General features: G+C 64.8%; 18 protein-coding genes and 1 tRNA gene. 9 read left to right on the top strand and 10 right to left on the bottom strand.

Going from position 1 to position 16981, the window contains the following annotated elements; all coding sequences use genetic code 11:
* Positions 1 to 177 precede the first annotated feature (177 nt).
* Positions 178 to 1536, bottom strand: a complete 1359-nt coding sequence (glmU, locus tag ACVW1B_RS13315) for a bifunctional UDP-N-acetylglucosamine diphosphorylase/glucosamine-1-phosphate N-acetyltransferase GlmU (RefSeq protein WP_456780579.1) — start codon at positions 1534 to 1536, stop codon at positions 178 to 180.
* A gap of 183 nt (positions 1537 to 1719) precedes the next feature.
* On the opposite strand from glmU, the gene ACVW1B_RS13310 reads away from it, so the two are divergent.
* On the top strand, positions 1720 to 3087 hold the full coding sequence (locus ACVW1B_RS13310) for a hypothetical protein (protein WP_456780580.1): 1368 nt from the start codon (positions 1720 to 1722) through the stop codon (positions 3085 to 3087).
* A 94-nt stretch (positions 3088 to 3181) separates the two neighbouring features.
* Positions 3182 to 3562, top strand: a complete 381-nt coding sequence (locus tag ACVW1B_RS13305) for a hypothetical protein (RefSeq protein WP_016844836.1) — start codon at positions 3182 to 3184, stop codon at positions 3560 to 3562.
* On the opposite strand, the gene ACVW1B_RS13300 is transcribed toward ACVW1B_RS13305, so the two are convergent.
* Positions 3522 to 5150 carry a glycoside hydrolase family 17 protein gene (locus ACVW1B_RS13300; RefSeq protein ID WP_253608663.1) on the bottom strand — a complete coding sequence of 543 codons (1629 nt, stop codon included), beginning with the start codon at positions 5148 to 5150 and terminating at the stop codon, positions 3522 to 3524. The two genes, ACVW1B_RS13305 and ACVW1B_RS13300, sit on opposite strands and share 41 nt — an antisense overlap.
* A 245-nt stretch (positions 5151 to 5395) precedes the next feature.
* Here ACVW1B_RS13300 and ACVW1B_RS13295 point away from each other — a divergent pair, with 245 nt between their 5' ends.
* From ACVW1B_RS13295 to ACVW1B_RS13280, 4 genes are all read left to right on the top strand, one after another.
* On the top strand, positions 5396 to 5995 hold the full coding sequence (locus tag ACVW1B_RS13295; RefSeq protein WP_456780582.1) for a beta-1-3, beta-1-6-glucan biosynthesis protein: 600 nt from the start codon (positions 5396 to 5398) through the stop codon (positions 5993 to 5995).
* A gap of 194 nt (positions 5996 to 6189) precedes the next feature.
* Positions 6190 to 9039 (top strand): glycosyltransferase, encoded by a 2850-nt coding sequence (locus ACVW1B_RS13290; RefSeq protein ID WP_456780583.1) that lies wholly within the window; start codon positions 6190 to 6192, stop codon positions 9037 to 9039.
* Positions 9040 to 9217: 178 nt separating this feature from the next.
* A tRNA-Lys gene (locus ACVW1B_RS13285) sits at positions 9218 to 9293 on the top strand.
* 561 nt (positions 9294 to 9854) lie between these two features.
* Positions 9855 to 9986: a hypothetical protein gene (locus ACVW1B_RS13280; protein ID WP_256438746.1), complete on the top strand. Its 132-nt coding sequence runs from the start codon at positions 9855 to 9857 to the stop codon at positions 9984 to 9986.
* Positions 9987 to 10350: 364 nt separating this feature from the next.
* Here ACVW1B_RS13280 and ACVW1B_RS13275 read toward each other — a convergent pair whose 3' ends face one another.
* From ACVW1B_RS13275 to ACVW1B_RS13250, 6 genes are all read right to left on the bottom strand, one after another.
* Positions 10351 to 10587 carry a hypothetical protein gene (locus ACVW1B_RS13275; protein WP_057018484.1) on the bottom strand — a complete coding sequence of 79 codons (237 nt, stop codon included), beginning with the start codon at positions 10585 to 10587 and terminating at the stop codon, positions 10351 to 10353.
* Positions 10588 to 10729: 142 nt separating this feature from the next.
* A complete protein-coding gene (locus ACVW1B_RS13270) occupies positions 10730 to 11635 on the bottom strand; it encodes a ribonuclease Z (protein ID WP_456780584.1) in 906 nt (301 codons plus the stop codon).
* Between the two features lie 215 nt (positions 11636 to 11850).
* Positions 11851 to 12045, bottom strand: coding sequence for a hypothetical protein (locus ACVW1B_RS13265; protein WP_016846119.1), 195 nt, complete (start codon positions 12043 to 12045; stop codon positions 11851 to 11853).
* 522 nt (positions 12046 to 12567) lie between these two features.
* Entirely contained in the window at positions 12568 to 13026 is a 459-nt protein-coding gene (locus ACVW1B_RS13260) for a hypothetical protein (protein ID WP_456780585.1), read from the bottom strand.
* A 36-nt stretch (positions 13027 to 13062) separates the two neighbouring features.
* A complete protein-coding gene (locus ACVW1B_RS13255; RefSeq protein WP_016846117.1) occupies positions 13063 to 13227 on the bottom strand; it encodes a hypothetical protein in 165 nt (54 codons plus the stop codon).
* An 87-nt stretch (positions 13228 to 13314) separates the two neighbouring features.
* Complete coding sequence (locus tag ACVW1B_RS13250; RefSeq protein ID WP_028340725.1) at positions 13315 to 13575, bottom strand: DUF3551 domain-containing protein; 261 nt, start codon at positions 13573 to 13575, stop codon at positions 13315 to 13317.
* 333 nt (positions 13576 to 13908) lie between these two features.
* Here ACVW1B_RS13250 and ACVW1B_RS13245 point away from each other — a divergent pair, with 333 nt between their 5' ends.
* Complete coding sequence (locus ACVW1B_RS13245) at positions 13909 to 14700, top strand: hypothetical protein (RefSeq protein ID WP_456780586.1); 792 nt, start codon at positions 13909 to 13911, stop codon at positions 14698 to 14700.
* A gap of 156 nt (positions 14701 to 14856) precedes the next feature.
* Here ACVW1B_RS13245 and ACVW1B_RS13240 read toward each other — a convergent pair whose 3' ends face one another.
* Entirely contained in the window at positions 14857 to 15708 is an 852-nt protein-coding gene (locus ACVW1B_RS13240; protein ID WP_456780587.1) for a 3-hydroxybutyryl-CoA dehydrogenase, read from the bottom strand.
* Between the two features lie 138 nt (positions 15709 to 15846).
* Entirely contained in the window at positions 15847 to 16038 is a 192-nt protein-coding gene (locus ACVW1B_RS13235) for a hypothetical protein (RefSeq protein WP_310879275.1), read from the bottom strand.
* Between the two features lie 249 nt (positions 16039 to 16287).
* On the opposite strand from ACVW1B_RS13235, the gene ACVW1B_RS13230 reads away from it, so the two are divergent.
* Together ACVW1B_RS13230 and ACVW1B_RS13225 are read left to right on the top strand one after the other, a co-directional pair.
* Complete coding sequence (locus ACVW1B_RS13230; protein ID WP_176936926.1) at positions 16288 to 16434, top strand: hypothetical protein; 147 nt, start codon at positions 16288 to 16290, stop codon at positions 16432 to 16434.
* Between the two features lie 213 nt (positions 16435 to 16647).
* A complete protein-coding gene (locus ACVW1B_RS13225) occupies positions 16648 to 16863 on the top strand; it encodes a hypothetical protein (RefSeq protein WP_456780588.1) in 216 nt (71 codons plus the stop codon).
* Positions 16864 to 16981: the final 118 nt, after the last annotated feature.

Here is a 16981-nt window from a genome sequence, read left to right as displayed (position 1 = left end):
CAACACACTCAGTGTCGTCCCGGCGAAAGCCGGGACCCATAACCACCGACGGTTATTGCTTCACGATGCTGGAACGACGAGTCCTGTCCCCAACTTCCGCCGCGGAGTATGGGTCCCGGCTTTCGCCGGGACGACACCTTATGGTCGAGACAGGCTCGCAAAGATGTCGCGAGAAGATCACTTCCCCTTCGCCGCCTTCTCCTTCAGCTTCGCCGTACGGTAGCGCGCGGCGCCGCCTTCGCGGATGGACTGCTCGCTGCGCTCGAGCGCCATCGCATCGTCGGGAACGTCCTTGGTGATCACGGAGCCCGAGCCGATATAGGCGCCCTTGCCGATCGTGACCGGCGCGACCAGCGAGGTATTGGTGCCGATGAAGGCGCCCTCGCCGATCAGCGTCTTGTGCTTGAGGAAGCCGTCATAGTTGCAGGTGATGGTGCCGGCACCGAGGTTGGAATTGGCACCGACATGGGCGTCGCCGACATAGGAGAGATGGTTGACCTTGACGCCGGCCTCCAGCCTCGAACCCTTGGTCTCGACGAAATTGCCGATCTTCACGCCATCGCCGAGCGAGGTGCCGGGCCGCAGCCGCGCGTAGGGTCCGAGCTCCACCTTCTTGCCGATCGTAGCTTGGGTGATGTGCGAGAAGGAGTGGATCACGGCGCCGTCGTCGATCGAGACGCCCGCTCCGATCACAACGAACGGCTCGATCGTGACGTCCTTGCCGAATTTGGTGTCGGCGGCGAGATAGACGGTCTCCGGTGCGATCAGGGTCACGCCGGCCTCGAGCGCCTGGTTGCGCAGCCGCGCCTGCATCACGGCCTCGGCCTCGGCGAGCTGCGCCTTGGTGTTGATGCCGCGCACTTCGTCTTCGCTTGTCTCGATCACGACGGCCTCCAGTCCGAGTTCCCTGACAATGCCGACGGCATCGGTCAGATAATATTCGCCCTTGGCATTGGCATTGCCGATCTTCTCGATGATCGCGAGCGCCTTCTTGCCGTCGAACGCCATCACGCCGGCATTGCACAGCGTGATCTTGCGCTCTTCGGCACTTGCATCGGCCTGCTCGCGGATCGCGACCAGCTTGCCGTTCTCGACCACCAGGCGGCCGTAGCCGGTCGGGTCGGCGGCATGGAAGCCGAGCACCGCAAGCGCCGCGCCGTCGCGCAGCGGTGCGCGCATACGGGCGAAGGTCTCGGCCGAGATCAGCGGCGTGTCGCCGAATGCGATCAAGAGGTCGTCGGCGCTGCGGGCGATCGCCTCGCGCGCCGCCAGCACCGCATGCGCGGTGCCGAGCCGCTCGCGCTGCACGAAGGTCTGCGCATCGGGCCGCACCCGGCGCGCCTCGGCGGCGACTGCCTCATGGTCCGGGCCGACCACGACCGCCAGCTGCGATCCCTCGCCTGAGGCCGCGGCGTTGAGCACGTGCGCCAGCAGCGGCTGCCCGGCCACCGGGTGCAGCACCTTCGGCAGCGACGAGCGCATCCGCGTGCCCTCACCGGCCGCAAGCACCACTGTCAGGCTCGTTCGCGCAGTCATTCGCAATCCTCGATGTCGCGCGCAGTCCGCTGCGCAAAGCTGTCTTCGAGGCCGTCTTTAATTGTTTTCCCCGGCAGAAGAAACCGATTCGCCTCCGTGGCGCTCCGGATTCAAGTTCCCGGTCCATTTCCTGTTAATCTTTGCCTCGTGATTCGGCGGGCCTCGAGGAGGGCCAAGCGGGCTTTGGCCAAAGATCGCGACAATCTGGCGGCGGAATTCGACACCGAGAGCACCACCGGCTTTTTGGCCGAGGAGGATGCTCTGGATCGCCGCATGCTGTGGCGGCTCGGCTCGTGGGGCGTTGCCGCGGTCGGCGCCGTCACCGTCGCGGTGATGGCCAACCAGTCGGCGTTGACGCTGCGGCGCGACCAGGTTGCCGCAGCGGACCTCGCGCGACAGGCCCAGCAGTTGCAGACGCTGGCGAAGGAGAGCCACAACGAGACGCGCCGGCTGGCGTCTGCGATCGATACGCTCAACGGCGACCGCGACCGGCTGTATTCGCGCGTCACCACGCTGGAGCAGGGTCTCGACTCCGTGACCGGCGCGATCGCCAGGCAGCCGCCGGCACCATCGCCCTTGGCAGCGCCCGGTACCTCGCCCGCAACCGCCAGTTCGTCGCCCGCCGCCTCCGCGCCAACCGTTGCCGCCGTCGCAACGATGCCGACGGTCGCATTGGACAAGCCGGCGGCGATCGACAAGCTGCCCACAGCCGGCGACAGCAAGGCGACGGGGCCGATCGAGAAGCTGGTTGCGGCGGCCGAAAAGCCGGCAACGGCCGACAAGAAACCGGCGCCCGCGCCCGCCAAGCCGCAGGCCGCCGCGGAGAAGCCGCCAGCCTCCGACAATTCGCCGCCGAATTCCGCCACGGCCGCATCGATCGCAAGTCCAATGAGCGCCGCCGCGGCCGGCGCCGAGGATGCACCCGCTGCGCCGGCGCCGGTCGCGGACAAGCCGCTTGCCGACAAGCCGGTCCTGGCATCGCTCGATCCTGCGGCGAACAAGGCAACCGAAACCGTCAAGCCGCCGACCGCCAACGATGTCACCGTCGCACCGATCCCTCCGCTGGTGATCACGGCGGATCCGGACGCCGAGGACGATGCGCCGCAGGCACAGATCCACCGCACCGAGTTCGGCGTCGATCTCGGCACGGCCAACTCGGTCAATGGACTGCGCGCGCTGTGGCGCGGCCTGTTGAAGTCGAAGGCCAACGCGCCGCTGGCGGCGCTGCGGCCGATCATCGTGATCAAGGAGAGCAGCAACGGGCTCGGCATGCAGTTGCGCCTGGTGGCTGGACCGCTGAACGACGCCGGCACCGCCGCCAGGATCTGCGCGGGCCTCAGCCTGGTGCAGCGGACCTGCGAGACGGCGATCTATGACGGCCAGCGGCTGGCCCTCAACGAGCCGGCCGCCGGAGCCAAGCCGGCGCCATCGCATCGGCGGGCCGTGCCGAAGCGCGCCGTCGCACCGCCGCCACCGCAGCAGCCGGTCGCCGAGGACAAGAAGCCGGAGCCGACCACGATCTCCTCGATATTCCGGCGGAACAGCCAATAATCATGTGAGCCAAGGGATTGTGGCCGGATTTTCAACCGATTTCGATGCTCCGACCGAACTTGTCCCGCAACCCGATCCCGACCATAGTGCCGCGATGACAAAACCTCCGTTCCGCCTCTCCCCCTATCAGGTCCAGTTCCTGATGGTCGTGGGCTTCGTCACCGTCGGCTACGCGCTCTACGTGCGCTATCTGGCAATCGAGTTCTCTCCCGTTGCGCTGGCCTGCGACGCCGGCGCGCAGACCATGCTCTGCAAGGCTCGCGCGCTGTCGACCGTACTGTTCAAGAACTCGGTGTTCGGGATCACCGCGCTGGTAATCGCGGTGCTCAACCTGACGCGGCCGTCGATCGTGCTGCTCACCGTCGGCTTGATCGCCGCGGGGCTCGGGATCGTGCTCTACAATGTCGTGCTGTCGGGGCTCGCGATCGGGCTGTTCATCCTGGGTTTTGCGCGGCCCGCGCCCGCCACAGCGTAGCGGCGAGCAGGAGGTACATCACGCAGGTCCAGTCCGACTGCCAGTTGATCGTTCCCTCGTTGTAGATCGTGTAGCCGGCGGCGATCACCAGCAGGCCGGCGAACACGGATTCAGCGAGCGGCCGGATGCCTTCCTTCGGGCGATTGAGCATGGTCAGCAGCGCGAATGGCACCACCGCCATGGTCAGCGAGGCATACGGGAAATCGCGGTAGCGCGGATCGAAGGTGAAGCCGAGCGCGGTTTCGGCAGCAATCACCGTGGTGATGATCAGCACAATCGCCAGCACCGCGCCGATCACGCCCTTGCCGCGATAGTCGCGCGGCCCGACCAGCTCCAGGAAGGTCGGCAGCGAGCGGCCGGCGATCAGCGCATGCGCCGTCAGCAGCGGCGCGGCAATGCCCGCCGCGAGCAGCACGCCCCAATGCAGCCAGCCGCCGACGCCGTAGCTCTCGTAATACATCTTGTCGCCGGCAATCCCGAGCAGCGCCCCCGCCGTCGTCGCCGAAATGGCGACCGCGATCCAGGCCGACGGCCGCGGCGTCCAGGGCCGGCGGCGCAGCGTCAGCCAGGCCGCGAGGAATGTGGCGACGGACAGCGCCATGCCGCCCGCCATCTGCAGCTTCCAGTCCGGATAGTTCGTGATAGCAACGCCGGGCGGATATTTCACCTGCCGCTTGACCGAATCGAACAGGCCCCAATTGCCGCCGACGGTGCCCTCGAGCTTGCGCTTCCAGGGCTGGTCGTAGGCCTCGATCAGGTTGACCCGAAAGCCCTCGCGCTTGGCGAGGTCGAGGATCTCGGACACCACCCGCGCCTGGTTGGTGCGCGACGGCAATGCGCCCTCCCGCATCCGCCCCTGGCTCGGCCAGCCGGTCTCGCCGATCAGGATCTCCTTGCCCGGGAATGTCACCGCCATCCGCTTGCGGATATCGTCGACATGCGCCGCGGCGTACTTCGCCTTGACCGGGATGTCCTCCCAATACGGCAGGATGTGAATGGTGACGAAATCGACCGCGTCATAAATCTCGCGGTTCTTCACCCAGTATTCCCAGACGTCGGCATAGGTGACAGGAAGATTGCCCGCCGCCGCCTTCACCGCGCGGATGTTGCCAGCAAGATCGGTGGCAGTCATCTCGCCGCGCAGCAGCACCTCGTTGCCGACGATCAGCGAGGTGACGACGCCAGGATACTCCTTGGCGAGCCGGACCGCGATCGCGATCTGCTGCAAATTCTTGAAGCGGTTGCTGCTGAGCCAGATGCCCTGCATCACCTTCAGCCCGACCTTGGCCGCAACGCCGGGGACCTGGTCGAGGCCGTTCTCGATCGAATAGGTGCGCACGCAGTCGGTGACCTTGGCGAGATCGGTCAGATCCTGCTCGATCTGCTCGACTGGAATCTGCGTGGTGGGATCCAGCGGCGTCTGCGCGCCGCGGAACGGCGTATACGACACGCATTGCAGCTTTGCAGCGGGATCGATCGGCGCGCGCACGAGCGTAATCGGCGTGGCGAGCCACCACCACACGGATGCAATCACGGCGAGCGAGATCAGGAGAAGCGCCAGCGGCGTACGAAGCGAAATCGGTTCCATCCTCCGGGGGACCGTCGAATTAGCCGGTCACAGCCCATCTGCCAAGAGCGGGATTAGGTCAATACCATGGTTGTCCTGCGACAGTTTTGCGCTGGGTCGATAAAGTTGTGAGTTTGCTGGACAAAATACCAAATTCCAGTCATCAGATTTCGCCAGAGTCTCCGCCGCACTGGAGACCTATTTGGACGGCATCACGCGAGCCGTTAGGATGATCCCGCGGGGGCAGGAACATTATCGGGGAATACATGCGTCGACGGCTGCTTGAGTTGAAGAACACTACTTTGCGCCATCTTGCCGTAACGGGCCTTGCGCTCCTCATTGGGGCTGGCGGCGCGTTCGCCCAGAGCGGCACGCCGAATCCGGCGGATCAGGCCAAACAGCAGCCTGGACAGCCCGACGCCAACGCAAATGCCGCACGGGAAGCCAACCAGCGCAAGGTCGAGGAATTCGTCGAGGCCCAGCAGGCCATCAACGGTCCGGCCGGCAACCCGGAATGCGTCTGGCTCGGCCGCCGCGTCGTCCGCCTGATGTGGAACGACGACCTCGATACCGCGTTCCGCCATCTCGACCTCTACGACCGGTTCGGCTGCCCCGGCGGCCACGTCCAGGCGGCGTTCCGCTGCCTGACCCGGTTCGGCGCCCAGATCGACGACAAGGTCCGCGGCAGCCTCGACGGCCGCATCCACGCCTGCTGGATCAATCCGGGCGCGCAGCCCCAGGCCGCGGCCGCCGCCGCTGCTCCCACCCCGGCGCCGGCGACGGCCGGCACCGCCGCACCGGCACCCGCAGCCTCGCCCTCGCCTGCACCGACCCCGTCGGCGTCACCTGCACCGGCGTCGAAATAGCCATATCCCGCGACCGGGGTCCGGCCGCGATTTTTTTCGCGGCTGGAACGGCTTGCGCCCTTAAAACGCCATCGCGGCACACCAGTTGTTAAATCGGATGGCGGAGATATCTTTCCCTCCGCTGTCGTGTTGGTCGAACCCAGGGGACGGGTTCGCTTAGTCCTCAATCTCAGGCCCCGTATGGTTTAACCGCGATGCGCGCCGTCGTCGCCGTCCTGTTGCTTGTCACCGCCGCCCACGCCGCCCTGTGGGGTCTCTTCCAGGAGAAGCAGCCGGCGCCCGATTTCCGTGGCACGCTGCCGAGCCTGTCCTACGCTCCGTTCGAGTCCGGCCACACCGTCGCCGACGTCGCCGCCGACACCGAGAAGGTGCGCACCGACCTGCGAAAGCTCTCCACGCTCACCAAGGCGGTCCGTCTCTATTCATCGACCGAAGGCAACGAGCTGGTGCCGCCGGTCGCCGCCGAATTCGGCATGAAGGTCACGGTCGGCGCGTGGATCGACAAGGACGCCAACCGCAACAACCGCGAGATCGAAGCCGCGATCAACCTGGCCAAGCGCAACAGCAACGTCATCGGCATCGTGGTCGGCAACGAAACCGTATTCCGTGGCGAGCAGGTGCCGCTGGAAAACCTCGGCTCGGTTCCGGAGATCGGCGTGCCCCCCGAGGAGTCCGAGAGGATTCTTCGCGAGGAAGCGCAGCGCCTCCACGACGCGGAAATGCAGCCGGATGAAGATGGCAGCAGCGGTTTGAGCAAGCGCGCTGAAGCGATCAAGTGGGCGATCGCTGAAAACAACGTGCACCGGCTGATCAAGGTGATCCAGCGGGTCAAGAAGTCGGTCAACGTTCCCGTCACCACCGGTGAAATCTGGAACATCTGGCGCGACCATCCGCAGCTCGCCAACTCGTCCGACTTCGTCGCCGCGCACGTGCTGCCCTACTGGGAAAACTTCACCGACAAGCAGGCGGTGGACCAGGCGGTCGACCGCTACAATTTGTTGCGCGACTCCTTCCCCGGCAAACGCATCCTGATTGCCGAATTCGGCTGGCCGAGCCAGGGCTACAATCTGCGCAGCGCCGTTCCCGGCCCGTTCCAGCAGGCCACCGTGCTTCGCAACTTCGTCACCCGCGCCGAAGCCATCGGCATGGACTACAACATCGTCGAGGCGATCGATCAGCCCTGGAAGTTCTTCGAAGGCGGCGTCGGCCCCTACTGGGGCATCCTCAATGCCGACCGCGAGCCAAAGTTCGCCTGGACCGGACCGGTCACCGATCCGAACTACTGGAAGATCGCGCTGGTCGCCGTCCTGGTCGGCCTGTTCATGTCGCTGCCGATCCTGCGGCTGGACCAACCGACCGTGATGCAGGCGCTGCTGCTGTCGGCGGCCGCCAATGGCGTCGGCGCGTGGGTCGCGACGGTGTTCTCCTACTGGACGACGCACTACTTCGTCTGGGGCTCGGCCTTCGCGCTCAGCCTCGGCCTGGTGCTGCTGGTTCCGCTGGTCCTGATCGCGATGGCGCGGATCGAGGAGATCGCGGCGGTGGCGTTCGGCCGCGGCCCGCGCCGGCTGATCGGCAAGAGCGAGCCGCTTGCGCCTGCCACGATCGGCGAGAACGTGAAGTTTCCGAAGGTCTCGATCCACATCCCGGCCTATTTCGAGCCGGTCGAGATGCTGAAGCAGACCCTCGATGCGGTGTCGCGGCTCGACTATCCGAACTTCGAGTGCGTCTGCATCATCAACAACACGCCCGATCCCGACTTCTGGCGGCCGATCCAGGATCACTGCCGGCTGCTCGGCGAGCGCTTCAAGTTCATCAATGCCGAGAAGGTGCAGGGCTTCAAGGCCGGTGCGCTGCGCATCGCGATGGACCGCACCGCGGCGGATGCCGAGATCATCGGCATCATCGACGCCGACTATGTCGTGCATCCGGACTGGCTGAAGGATCTCGTGCCGGCGTTCGCCGATCCGCGCGTCGGCCTCGTGCAGGCGCCGCAGGAGCATCGCGACGGCGATCGCTCGCTGATGCACTACATCATGAACGGCGAATATGCCGGGTTCTTCGACATCGGCATGGTCCAGCGCAACGAGTTCAACGCCATCATCGTGCACGGCACGATGTGCCTGATCCGCCGCGCCGCCATGGACAAGGCCGGCGGCTGGTCCAGCGACACGATCTGCGAGGACACCGATCTCGGCCTCTCGATCCAGCAGCAGGGCTGGCTCACGCACTACACCAATGTGCGTTACGGCGAAGGCCTGCTGCCCGACACCTATGAGGCTTTCAAGAAGCAGCGCCATCGCTGGGCCTATGGCGGCTTCCAGATCGTCAAGAAGCACTGGCGGCGCTTCCTGCCCGGCGCCAGCCGGCTGACGCCCGATCAGCGCCGCGAGTTCTCGCTGGGCTGGCTGAACTGGCTCGGCGCCGAAAGCCTCGGCGTCGTGGTCGCGATCCTCAATCTGATCTGGGTGCCAATCGTCGCCTTCGCCGACATCGCAATCCCCGACAAGATTCTGACGCTGCCGATCATCGCCTCCTTCATCGTCTCGCTGGTGCATTTCGTCGCGCTCTACCGGCTGCGCGTGAACATCAAGGCCGGCCAGATGTTAGGAGCCATGATCGCGGCGATGAGCGTGCAGTGGACGGTGTCGCGCGCGGTGGCGCAGGGCCTGATCACCGAGCATCTTGCGTTCGCCCGCACCTCCAAGGGCGGCCTGTCGCGGATGTCGATCGAGTTCCAGGCGTTCTGGGAAGCCGTGATCGGCGTGTTGCTGCTGATCGGCGCCGTCGTGCTTGTCGTCACCAACGGCTACAAGCAGGTGCGCGAGATCTACATCTTCGCCGGCGTCCTGGTGTTGCAGAGCCTGCCATTCCTGGCGGCGGTCTCCATCGCGATCCTGGAAAATTCGCGGATCAACGAGTTCGCATTCTGGCGCAACAGCGCGATCCGCACCGCGGAACTGATCGGGTTGCGCCCGGTCAGCCTGCCCTCGGTCGCCGCCCCGTCGCAGCCGGTCGGCTCGGAAATCCGCCGCGACAACTGAGCCAACTTCAAGAAGCGGCCCTAAGCACAGGCGCCGGAACAGCAAATCCGGCGCGTCGGTGCACAATTGAGCGCCCCTCGGCTATTGACCCGATGGGCCCTGCCCCCTACACAGCGCGGGCTGGAGCACGATCCGGAGCGGTTCACCGCTGGCGTCCGGATCTAATGTTCAGGTGAGTGAGCGCGTAGCTCAGGCGGTAGAGCACGTGACTTTTAATCATGGGGTCGAGGGTTCGAGTCCCTCCGCGCTCACCAAACAAATTCAAACATTCGCGAAATTTCCGTGCGGCAGTGACGTCGCTCCCATGGTGTTGGGTAGCCGGCCCGGGCCCTGACGCCGGCTCTTCTTCTTAATTTTGTGTGAACCAAGCCACAGTTGTTCGGCGTGATCTTTAGTAGGTTTTCGGCGCTGGGGATTTCAGGGCCCAGAGGCTGGAAGAACAGGGCGTCGCCGGGACAAACCATTTCGGGCCCGGCGGCGTAATTTTTCGGGACGGTCAGAACTGCAATCCCAATGCTCGGACCAGACGCATCCGGACGCCAACGGCTCGTTGCTCTCCCTGTCGCAGTCATCACGTTCGGCGTCGCCGGCGTCGAGCCTGCCTGCGGTTCTCCGGACCGGTCGGCGGCGCGCGTATTCCGGCATGAGCCTTGCTCTTTAGGTGGCGCAGGAAATTTCAGTGTCCCGGTTCAGGAACAAGCTGTCACCGGATGTGTCTTTTGGAGACGAGCAGCTGGATTCATTGGGAGGTATCGTTGAGATACGCAGCGCCCCTACAGTCAAGGTTTGTCGTTCGGAGAGGAAGCACCGACTGGATGGTCTATGATCGAGAGCTCAAGGGTCCAGCGCAGTTGAAGAAAGACGGCCACTTCGCCGAGAAGCTGACGAAGGAACAGGCCGAACACATAAAGCAGGCCTTGACGGACGCCCTGAAGCCCGAGCCGTAGACAAAGTTAGATCGAGTACCCCGATCGGTGGCGACACAAACCGCGAACAGATGACATCTGTGTTACCTCGTAAGGTATATGAACAGAGTTGGGCAAAGCGAACGAGGCGCGGCAAAATGGCGGCGCATCGGTGGAGCAAATTAGGCCCTTGCGGAATTCAGCTTTGGCCACTGGACGTTCTGATCGGGCCAGCGTCGTCGTTGAAAGGGAACGATCGGGGAACAGCTCAAGGCAGCTCGAAAGCAGCCCGCGTCAGAGAGGTCGCCCCCGCGCCGAGGGGTGGAGCGCGACGCATGACGGCGCAAGCGCGCCGTTCAGCGCACAATTCGGAGCGAACATTCGGAACGCTGCTGGAGTTCGGCCGTCAAGATAACGGCAGTTCGCCCTGACCGCCTGTCCAGTCGATGATATCGAGCTGCATCCCTCGCTTCAGCATCTCGGCCTCGAGGCTGCCGGCATGCCGCTTCCACTCGGGCGTCGCGCGGACGCGGAATTTTGGCTCTTCGCCGGCTGCCTCGAATTCGTCGTCGGCTCTGAGCGCACCGCGGACGGCTTCGTACATCATCTTCAGGCTGGCGTCGGTGAAGGCGCCGTAGTCCATCGGTCGTCTCCCTTGGCACTGTGGGACGCAAAAAGCCGCCACGTAGTCACTCGTGGCGGCCTTCTGCTAGCGGCCCATCCAGACGGCCTGGGACGACGTTGCGTGAGTCGGGTTAATGAAACGTTGTTCGTGCGGCGCGCACTCAGATAGCGATGCGTTCGAAGTCGATGGCTATCCGGCTGTTCGGGAAAGTCCTCGTCGCCTCCGCCAGAATGTCCTCGTCCGGGTAGCGGCCGGAGATGTGGGTGAGGATGAGCTGCTTGACCTCGCTCCGCGCCGCGAGCGCGGCGGCTTCGCTGGCCGTCAAATGCCCGTAGTCGCGCGCGATGGCCGCGTCGCGCTTGAGAAACGTCGCTTCGATCACCAGCACGTCGGCGTCCCCGACGTGTTCGGCGAGCCCCTCGGTTGCTTCAGCATCACCGACAATGACGAGCTTCTTTCGCCCCTGGGCCGGGCCAAGCACCTGCTCCGGATCGATGGTGCGACCATCGTCCAGCTTCACCTGCCGGCCCTCCGCCAGCTCCCGGCGAACCGGCCCATCAGGCACGCGCAGCGCCAGAAGCCGGTCCGGGAGGAGATGCCGGCGCACCGCGCTCTGAAAGGAGAAAGCGAAACTGTCCGTATCCCGGTGGCGGACCGGAAAGCAATCGATGGTGAATTCGCCGGCGTCGAGGACTCGCCCCTCGCTCAACGGCACCAGATCAAGCGGGATCGGCGCTCGGCCCTCGCCCCATAGGCCTGCCAGCATCCGGACGACGACATCGAGCGTGCCGGGCCCGGCATGAATCGTCATCGCATCCGAACTTTGCCGCAACCGGAGGGTCGAAAACAGCCCGGGGATGCCGAGCACATGATCGAAATGCCCGTGGGTCAGCAGCAGGTGATCAAGCCGTCGAAAGCCGGCGCCGCTCCGCAGCAGCTGGCGCTGCGTTCCCTCGCCGCAATCGACCAGAATACGACTGCCGGCTGCCTCGACGAGAATGCCCGGGTGATTGCGCTCGGGAGACGGCACGCTTGCCGACGTTCCCAGAAAAGTCAGCGAGAACATCGCAGCACCTCGCCTTCCGACTGCCGACGGCGCCATGCCGCCGGGATCGCGCAATCTGATGGCAGCGTCGCCCGATGTGTTCAAGCATTTCGATACCGACGAAGGTGGACCGAGGCGTCCTGAAGCCGGCGGCGTTACGGGCAGACCGCATCCGCGCCAACGGGATCGATCGTCGTGACCGGCGCACGCGGTGCCCTCGTCACGCTTTCAACCGGTCACAGCCTCAAGCATCGAAACAGCTGCGCGAGCGCAGTGTTGGCGGATTGCGCGCGCCGTTCGACGATTTCGGCCGCGGCGGCGTAGTTGCGCGCCAGGATCTGGAGCGCGCGGCGGGCATCCGGCAGCGTGGATTGCTCCGCCATCTCCAGGCACTGATGCTCGAAATATCTGAGCTCCTCAAGTTCGGTCATTGGCGAATCGTCCGATCGGGTCCTGCATTTTCGAACTCAGTGCGCCAGCGCCCTAGTGAAAGTTTGGCAAGTTTGTTGCGGGGGCCGCGCAATCTGGTCGGAGTGTTTCTGGACGCAGGATTTGATGATCACCGCTCCGTAACCGATGCGAGGGTGAGCCGCGCGGATCGACAAGCGCATGCAATCGTCTCACAATGCGGCGGGCTCGCTTGGCGAGCCTCGGAGCACACGCGGTTGGTGCGGTATCGAATTGGCTTTGTTGGACCGATGAGGAAACGCGATTGGGCTTTCGTGGCGGCCTGTGTGGCAGGCGCGCTGCTCTTTGGCGTCTGGAGTTTCCAGATGGGTATCGCGTTTCATCGATCCCAGCACGCCGCGACCGACCTCTCCAGTTCGCACCGGCGGAGCCAGGACGGCGCGTCCGCGCACAGCCCGGCCCGGCCGAAGGCGGATGATGGCGATCAGGCCGGGCAGCCGCGATAGACGCCACGATCGCGTTCGTCACCGCCACATCGCGTCGGACTAGGCCCAAGCCAAGCCTGCCATGCCGGCGGCGCCATCGTCATCTGTCTTCGCATGCATCAGCCGCTTGCGGCGCGGACCGTCCTTGGCACGACGGTGACGAACGCCAAACCTGTGCAGCGCCATCGGCACATGCTGCATCACGCCGCGGACGAGACCGATAGCCTGTCTGACGACCGCCACAACCGTCGCAACCCGGGTAAAGAAGCCGATCAGGAAGATCATCGAGAAGATGTCGATATAGGCCAGCACATCGCCGACCAGCATCAGCTCGGGAGGAAGCGGAATCCGGTGCCAATAGGCGCCGATCACGATCGCAACCGGGATCAGCGCGATCAGCTTCCGCAACGTCAGCCGATCGAGCAAGGCGGCGAGCTCAACGACCAGGATCTGCCACAGCCAATCGCCAAGCGCGGCCGGCTTGTCGATCGTCCAAGTTTGCCACAAACGCTGCCACATCGCCGCTCCGCCCCCCTTGCGCGCAATACCGGCGCGCTACGGCTTCGACGACGCCTCGCTGCCGCTGCCCTCGTCTGCGGCGCCCTGCGCATCAGCCGGGTCGGCCGATGGAAAGATGCGCTCATAGTTCGCACGCGCCTCGCGGATCAGACGCGCACGCTCGCGTTCGGACTTCGAGATGAACCTGATGATCTCGCCCATATTCGCTCCAAGGCAGAAATGATGATCCGACCGTCAGCTATGCAACCATCGTGCCCGACGGTCGCATGCCCGACCTCCTCGCGCCGCTCAGCGGAACGCCCGCGGCGCCATCCGCTGCTGGCTGAAGGCAACGCGCGGATTGATGCCGCAATAGGCGTCGCGGCCCGACGCGGATGCCTGGCACTGCTGATAGGTCTGGTAGCCGCAATAGCCGGGATATCCCTCCTGCCGGCCCTGGATGCACCAGGGATACTCGTAGGGATCGGCCGCCGCAGGCGACGCGGAACCGACAATCCAGCTCGTTCCGAGCGCCGCGAACGCCAGAATTGCCCAATTCGTCCTGCGCATGATCGTGTTTCCTTGCTCAATCGGCTCCCAGCCGCTGATCTAGGTACGGCGGCAGGATCTGCGAGGTTTCCGGGCACCGCCTCAAGAAGCTGTGACGATGGCTCAAAGCCCGGTCGCGGCACGGTGAGGACCGGCTGACGGGTCATCGGCCCCCGCGGCCTCCAGACCCGCTGCCCGCCGGGCCATCCCAGCGCATGTAGTTAACCGGCGCCTAATCGCAGATGCCCGGTTGAAATGTACGACTTAAGCGCGCCGCAAGGCGGCTGCCCTAGTCTCCCGCGCGGCTCAATGGACGACGACACCCGGAGAGGGCTCGTCGCACGGGGGATAATCATGCGCAGCGCGCTCATTGCTTCAATGATCCTGTCACTTGCGGCCGGCCCGGCCGTTGCCGGACCACGAATGTCGGGGCCGTCCGAGGCGGCACCAAGCAGCGTCGAGAAATATCGCGGCTACGTCTTCGATCTCTCCGAGAACGCCGACCGCAAGGACGTTACCAGCATCGCTGACATGGTCCGCCGCCAGCTCGACGTCGTGGAAACCGCGGGCTTCAGCCCGAAGGTGTTGCAGTTCTTCCATCGCGTGCCGATCGTTGCGAGCGAGATGGCGTGTCTCGACGAAGGCGCGGCAGCGGCCTGCTATGGCTTGACGCCGCCGGAATGGGACCGCGGCACGACGCGCGACGTCACCATCTGGGATCACGACAAGCAGCAATGGACCAATTCGGATCCGCTCGCGCTTGCGCTCGATTCCGGCATCGGCATCATCAGGCTGCGTCCGAACATGATGCGTTACGCGAAGGAGCCGGTGCTGCTGCACGAGTTCCTTCACGCCTATCACGTCCGGCTGATGCCGAACGGCTATGAGAACAAGGGCATCAAGGGCTTCCTCAGCCAGGCCAAGTCGAAGGAGTTGTTCGCCAAGGAGGCCTACGCGTTGAAGAACCAGCAGGAGTTCTTCGCGGTGACGGCGAGCATCTTCCTGGCCGGCAAGGATTCCGAGCACGAACCCTATACGCGCGCCACGCTGAAGGAGAAGATGCCGGACTACTACAAGTTCCTCGTCGGCCTGTTCGGCGCCGATCCCGACGAAACCGGCGTCACGCCGGTCGCATCGGCCAACTGAGCCCGGAATCCCACAAAAAAACGAGGCCCGGTGTGCCTAGGAGACCGGGCCTCGTTTCTGATGTCCCCCGCCTCGTGGCGGATCAGGTCTTGTCGTTACGCGACCTTGTCCGCGCGATCCATCCCGGATGATTACGGGGTCAGGCGCGCGCCGGCCTCACTTGCTGTAGCTGTAGAACCCCTGCCCGGTCTTGCGGCCGAGATGACCGGCATCGACCATCTCCTTCAGCAGCGGCGCCGGCCGGTACTTGGGGTCGTTGAAGCCGGTGTAGAACACCTCCATCACCGACAGCATCGTGTCGAGCCCGATCAGATCGGCGAGCGCGAGCGGGCCGATCGGATGGTTGCAGCCGAGCTTCATGCCGGCATCGATCTCCTCGGCGGTGGCAATGCCTTCCTGCAGCGCGAAGATCGCCTCGTTGATCATCGGGCACAGGATGCGGTTCACTGCAAAGCCGGGACTGTTCTTCGCCGTGATCGCCACCTTGCCGACCCGCTTGGCGAAGGCTTCGGCCTTGGCGACGGTGTCGTCCGAGGTCTGCAGACCCCGGATCAATTCGAGCAGCGCCATCACCGGCACCGGATTGAAGAAATGCATCCCGATGAAGCGGTCGGGACGATCGGTCGAGGCCGCAAGGCGGGTGATCGAGATCGACGAGGTGTTGGTTGCGACCAGCGCGCTCGGCTTCAGTCCCGCACAGAGATCCTTCAGGATCTTGATCTTCAGCTCCTCGTTCTCGGTCGCGGCTTCGATCACCAGATCGCAGGCGGCGAGCTTGGCCTTTTCGGTGGTCGCGTTGATGCGCCCGAGCGTCGCGTCGCGATCGGCCGCGGTCATCTTCTCCTTGGCGACCAGCCGATCGAGACTGCTCCCGACCGTCTTCAGGCCGCGCTGGACCGCCGCGTCGGAGATATCCACCATGGTCACGCCGAGGCCTGCCGCCGCGCAGATCTGCGCGATGCCGTTGCCCATGGTCCCGGCGCCGATAATGCCAACCGTCTCAATCATTGCGTTCGTCCCTCGTCGCTTGCGCGGCCGCGTGGCCGCATCATCAAAAACGGCGGACCGGAGGGGGTCCGCGGATGGCGCATGAATAGCAGTCCGGCCGCACGGCCGATACAGCGGAAGCCGGTAATCCGGTGGGGTCTATTCCGGGCGCGGCGGGACAGGCCGCCGTGGCGGAACGGCCGGCCGCGGTGGCAACTGGGTGCGCGGTGGTTCGGCCGCGCGCGACGGTTCGAGCACGCGGTTAAATCGGACGATCCACCAGGCCAGCCGCCCGTAGCTGCGGCGCAGCGCCGATCCAAATCCCTCGTCGATGTCCTGGTCACGATCCATACCCCTATCAATAACGTGCATCCTTGAAGGAACGGTGAGCGCCATCACGTGCTGCACCGGCAATCGTTAGGAAGCTGGCAACTATTTCGCGCGAGCCTCGGTTGACGGCGTGGGCGCCGTAATCTCCCGGATTGCGTGCGAGAGACATTGCGCCGCAGCATCGCCATGCCGGTGCGACTCGCATTTTGTTGATCGAATTTTCCGCGGCGCGCCGCGACACAAGGACATTAGACGACGAGGGCTACGCCCATGCTTGCTGAAAAATTCTTTTTGGTGCTCGAGACATTGCTCAACGGCCAGACCCATTCCGACGGAAGCCCCCGCGTGGTGAGCACCGCGCCCCACATCCCGGTCGAGCTTCCGCGCGAAGGCCAGCCGAAACGCAGCCCCCGCTAGGCCGCTTGCTGGCGGCAGGTGGTCGCCAAGGCCGAGCTGGAGTCGCCGCGGCCACGTTGCTGCGGAATGCTGATCGCGACGTTTGCCTCCGCCAGTTGGCCCGTCGTGACGCACGAAGCCATTTGGCCGGAGCGGCTCCTCCGCTCGTGATCCAGCTCATAGTTGGTGAAGCCGAGCCACGCTACACCGCTCCCGCAACGACGTGGTGCCGCCGTGGACGATAAGACCGACAGCAAGACCGATTTCGCAAGCATCGCCGTCGCAATCTGCGTCGCCGCCTACATCGCGATCATGCTGGCCTATCTCGCCCAATACGATCTCGGACTGACCGCCGCGCGGACGCGTCATCTCTCGATGCTCGCAGCGCTGTTCCTCGCGCTGCCGGTCGCGCTGGATTTGCTGCGCACCGGGCCCAGCGACGCTCGCTGACGCGGACACGAACACGCCTGCAGCCTTCGATCTCCCCTGCCGCAAACGCGCCTGCGCAACATTGCGCTAGGTGAAGCGACGCGAATCAGCGTTACTTTGCAACTGATCGTTTCGTGGG

It is taken from the genome of Bradyrhizobium sp. USDA 4502 (genome assembly GCF_054063355.1).
The sequence above is the reverse complement of the archived record's forward strand: the minus strand, read 5'-3'. Positions and strand labels throughout refer to the sequence as shown.